Annotated in this window: 5 protein-coding genes; all 5 read left to right on the top strand. The window is 44.0% G+C overall.

The features are described 5' to 3' along the window. On the top strand, positions 1-557 hold a 557-nt coding region (locus PF479_RS14685; protein ID WP_298007931.1), incomplete at its 5' end, for a carbohydrate ABC transporter permease. Positions 558-570: 13 nt separating this feature from the next. Continuing rightward, positions 571-1410, top strand: coding sequence for a carbohydrate ABC transporter permease (locus PF479_RS14680; protein ID WP_298007929.1), 840 nt, complete (start codon positions 571-573; stop codon positions 1408-1410). Between the two features lie 3 nt (positions 1411-1413). Continuing rightward, positions 1414-2169, top strand: coding sequence for a copper homeostasis protein CutC (locus tag PF479_RS14675; RefSeq protein ID WP_298007927.1), 756 nt, complete (start codon positions 1414-1416; stop codon positions 2167-2169). 18 nt (positions 2170-2187) lie between these two features. Beyond that, positions 2188-3372, top strand: coding sequence for an ROK family transcriptional regulator (locus tag PF479_RS14670; RefSeq protein ID WP_298007924.1), 1185 nt, complete (start codon positions 2188-2190; stop codon positions 3370-3372). A 12-nt stretch (positions 3373-3384) separates the two neighbouring features. Beyond that, a complete protein-coding gene (locus PF479_RS14665; protein WP_298007922.1) occupies positions 3385-4893 on the top strand; it encodes a M81 family metallopeptidase in 1509 nt (502 codons plus the stop codon). Positions 4894-4961: the final 68 nt, after the last annotated feature.

The raw sequence follows: 4961 nt of genomic DNA, 5'->3' as shown, positions 1-4961 counted from the left end.
CGATAACAATTTCATCTGTTGTTGTTGCCCTTCTTTTGAATAGGATTTTTTCTCCTGTTGGGGTCTTTACATACTTTATGAAATACATCACTGGAAATCCGGACTACATCCTCAGGATTTCGGAGAGTCCATACTTTGCTATGGTACCGATTCTTTTTGTATTATTATGGATGCATACGAGTCTGTATATGGTCATGTTTCTGGCTAATATGCAAAGGATTCCCAAGTCCTCTATTGAGGCAGCGAAGATGGATGGTGCCAGTGAAATGACGATCCTATGGAGCATCGTATTGCCGGCTCTGGCCAATGTCATTTTTACAAGTTCCATTTTTGCCATTTCGGGTAGCCTCAAAAGTATTGACCTTGTTTTTGCCATGACCGGGGGTGGTCCTGTGGACTATACCAATGTTATGTCAATTTATTTATACAAGCATACATTTACATATAACAATTATGGCTATGGTTCTGCTGTTTCTCTGGTGATTGTTCTTCTCAGTGTTGGACTCATCAGCCTGGGCCGGGCTCTCTACGGTCGTTTTCAACAAAAGTTTGATTAGGAGTCTGCCCTAAATGGATATTCACAATAAGATCCCCAGGGGATGGAGAATCTATGCACAGATTTTCTTGATCCTCTTTACTATGATAACCCTGCTTCCCTTAATCTGGATGCTTTACTCATCCTTTAAACTCCAGGGAGAAATTATGCTTTTTCCCATGTCTCTGCCTAAAGAACCGACCATAAGAAATTACCTTCAGGCATGGGAAATCGGGAATATGGGTCAGTCTTTTATCAACAGTGTGATTTATGCCGGGGTAGGAACTGGAATCACTGTCTTTCTGGCTATCGCGGCGTCTTATGCTCTGACAAAATTTGGGTATAAGAGTTCAAAAATCTACTATTCCATCTTTGCTTTGGGACTGCTTATAACCGTTAATTCGGTTATTGCACCTCTGTTTATCCTTGAGACAAGAATCGGTCTATATAATACCCGTCTGGGTGTTATTCTCCCTTATGTCACCTTTGGCTTACCGATGGCTATACTCCTGGCCTGTTCTTATATTAAAGGAATTCCAGATTCTCTGATCGAAGCAGCCATCATTGATGGTGCAAACTATCTTCAAATTTTCTGGAAGTTGATTCTTATTCTTTCAACACCGGTCGTAGCAACCATCGCTATCCTCTCTTTTTTGAGGAACTGGAATGAGTTTGTTCTTGTTTTCATATTGACATCCGGGCAACACATGAGGAGCCTGCCAGTGTCTATTAATTCTTTTGCAGGAAGGCTGAACCAAGACTATGGTATGCAATTTGCCGCCTTGACAATTGGGACTCTACCAATGATCCTTTTTTATATAGGTGCACACAATATGATTATAAAAGGTTTCGGTGAAGGAGCCTTAAAGGAGTAAACTATGGAATATAAACTTGAAATATGTCTGGATTCTGCTGAATCAGCTATCATAGCAGATAAAGCAGGGGCAAATAGGGTCGAACTTTGTGAAAATCTTTTTGGTGGCGGGACAACTCCCAGTGCCGGAACAATAAAAATCACAAGACAATCTGTCTCCCTTGGATTACATGTCATCATACGACCAAGGCCGGGGGACTTCTGTTATACCGATACAGAGTTTCAAGTCATGATGGAAGACATCCGCTACTGCCGTGAAGTCGGTGTGGATGGGGTTGTTATAGGTATTTTGAAAAAAGATGGAACCGTGGATAAAGAGAGAAATGCGTCACTGATTAAAGAGGCCGGAGATATGAGTATCACTTTTCACAGGGCTTTTGATGTCACAGTAGACCCCTATCAGGCTCTTGAAGATATCATTGATCTGGGTTGTCACCGGATACTGACATCCGGTCAGGAAGCTTCGGTCTTTGAAGGAGCCGAGCTCATTCGTGATATAATCCAAAAAGCTCAGGGCCGGATTATCATCATGCCCGGAGGTGATATTACAGAGCGTAAACTGCCCAAGATCATCAAGGAAACGGGTGCCGGTGAGTATCATATATACCTCGATCAGGAATGTGAAAGCGTCATGCAGCACTGCCCTGATCATGTCTATATGGGTGGATTACTCAGGAAGCCCGAGTTCAGGAACAGCTATACCAGCACTACCAGAGTTGATGCTGTTCTCTCCACTCTCAAGCCTCATTCATCTTTGTAAGTTGACAAGGAGATCACATTGAAAATTGTCGGGAACAGCCTTTTCCAGAAAGCCGCTAATTCTGCCCTGATTTTAAACTATCTGAGGATACATCGTTCCTGTTCCCGTCATCAAATGGCTGAAGAACTGGGCCTGCAACCCTCCACTGTCAGCTATATTGTGAACCGGTTGATCAAGGCCGGCCTAGTAGAAGAGTTCGTAGACGCTGTTGTCCAAAAGATAGGTCTTGGGCGCCGCCCTATCTCCATCCGGATCATTTCCAATTTTGGATATGTAATCGGATTGGATCTTCAGGTTGATTATTACTGTGCTGTTATTTGTGATGTTTCTGGCCATATCCTGTCCTCCCAGCGAATAGAATACAATTTCGGGAAGCATGATTTTCAAGCTCTTTTAATCCAGACCGTAATTGATGTTAGAAAACAGTTGAATCCTGAAATCCCGATTCTAGGAATGGGGCTGGCAATACCAGGTATTGTGAACAGATATAACAGCTATGTGAAAGACTGCTGGACCCATAATCTTAAAGATATTGATCTCAGCAGCTTTCTGGATACTTCTTTTTCCTTTCCTGTTGTTATGGAAAATGATGCAAACTGCTGTGCTCAGAATATCCTCTGGAACAACCCCGAGTCAAAAGATGATTCCTTTATTTATCTTCTTTCCAGGTTTCATAAAAGAAAGATGCTTCCTGAAAACCTGCCCTCCATTGGAATCGGAATCGGCATGGTTCTCAATGGTCAGCTCTACACCGGAGTTTCTCATGAAGCCGGTGAATATCAGAGTATCCTTTTTTCAAAGGAAAGGCAGTTGAAATGGCAACTTTCACTTTCTGGAGAAGAAATGGACCGGGCTCTTTATGACCCTGAGATCCAGAGAGAGATCATTCGGGAACTGATGGGTAATATGACTTTCCTCCTCCAGATTTTGAACCCGAGAGCCCTTTTTATCGGGGGGGATCTCTCGGATAACGGAGATATGGTCCAGGAAATACTCTTACATGATTATAAGGAAAAATGGATGTCACTGGAGAGTAAGGGATGTCAATTGAAGGTAGTAGAAGAGGGGACCTATGATCCCGCAAGGGGGGCCGCCGCCTGTATGCTGAGTGAACTATATGCCATACCACAAGTTGGAACGAGTCATAAGAATAAACAGAAATGGAATACATTACTTAGTAATGTCATCGAAGAAACCAACTGACAGGAACATCATGTGAAAAGAATTTTAACGGCAAGCCTGCATCATGAATCAAACTCATTTAATCCCATCATCACAGGTCGGGATGATTTTTCTATCCAATACGGGAGTGAACTGTTTTCAGTTCTCAATGACAGCGACAGTATCAGCGGGGTTGTTAAAACCCTGCAGGACGCAGGGTATGAGCTTGTTCCCACAGTCTGTGCCAGGGCTGTTCCCAATGGTCTGGTGTCCAAAGAACTCTATCTTGAACTGAAAGAGGAAATCCTTGTAAGAGCTAGAGCCGCTCAGAAAGAAGCAGCTATTGATGCCCTTTGCCTGTCTCTTCATGGTTCAATGAGGATTGAGGAGATAGGCGAGGCGGAGGGAGACCTCCTTGAATCCCTGAGAGAAATCTTTCCGACTTTACCCCTGTTCTCTTCTCTTGATATGCATACAACGTACTCCCAGAGAATGCATGACTTCTCTGATGGGTATGTGGGTTATAAATGTGCACCTCATACAGACTGCTTTGAAACCGGAGTTCACGCAGCAAGGATGACCATTGCAGCTCTTGAGCAAGGTGTCAAACCGGTTTCAGCCTGGGTGAGAGTGCCCTTTCTGGTGGCTGGAGAAAAATCGGAAACTTCCACCGAGCCAATGAAGACATTGATGAACGCTCTCAGGGAGAGTGAAAAACATGATGGAGTCATGGCCGCCAATTATCTGATGGGGTTTCCATGGGCCGACAGTCCTGACAGCTCGGTCGCGGTTCTTGTTGTCACAGAGGAAGATGAGTCTCTGGCACGCAGTGAAGCCGTTCGCCTGGCCAATCTGTTCTGGTCACACAGAGGTGACTTTCAATTTCACACCGAGACTTATAGTCAGGAGGAGGCTTTGAATGTCGCCTTTCAAGCCGTAAATGAAGGTCCTACTCCCGTTTACTTATCAGACTCGGGAGATAATCCTACAGCTGGGTCATCCGGGGATTGTACCAACTTTCTGAAGCTTATAGTTAAGGATAAAAAAACAGGTTCTTTGGAGCAGCCCATCCTTTACGGCGGGTTTTTTGATCCTGAGTCTGTCACAAAATGTTCAGACAAGGTCGGGGAAATATTAGAACTCGAAATTGGGGCAGCCTTTGATATAATGACCAGTTCTTCATTAAAAATGATAGGACGTGTGAAGGCATTTCTCCCTGCCTGGGGAGTCTATAAGAGTGATCTTGCCCTGTTTTCATCCGGGGGAGTTGAAATTGTATTAACATCCAAACACATTGGTTTTGTTGATCCCCAGATGTTTCGTGATCTTGGTGCTGATCCTGCGCAAAGGCAAATCGTTGTCTGCAAACTGGGATACCTGACGGCTATGCAGAAAACGGTGGCAAGGAGGTCTATCATGGCCCTGACCGAAGGAAGCAGTAACGAGGATTTAGGGAGTCTGAATTATTCTTTAATACCCAGGCCAATATACCCCCTGGATAATTTTGACTTTGAGTCTGAAAATATGGTTTGTATTCATGGCAGACAACGTCGTGGATGCTGACAGTCATCTAATTTCACTCTTTCGGATCTGCAAAAATCATTGATTCTGTGATTCCCATCTGTACTGCT

It is taken from the genome of Oceanispirochaeta sp. (assembly GCF_027859075.1).
GTDB lineage: Bacteria > Spirochaetota > Spirochaetia > DSM-2461 > DSM-2461 > Oceanispirochaeta.
Note: the sequence above shows the minus strand (reverse complement) of the source record. Positions and strands in the feature narration are given on the sequence as shown.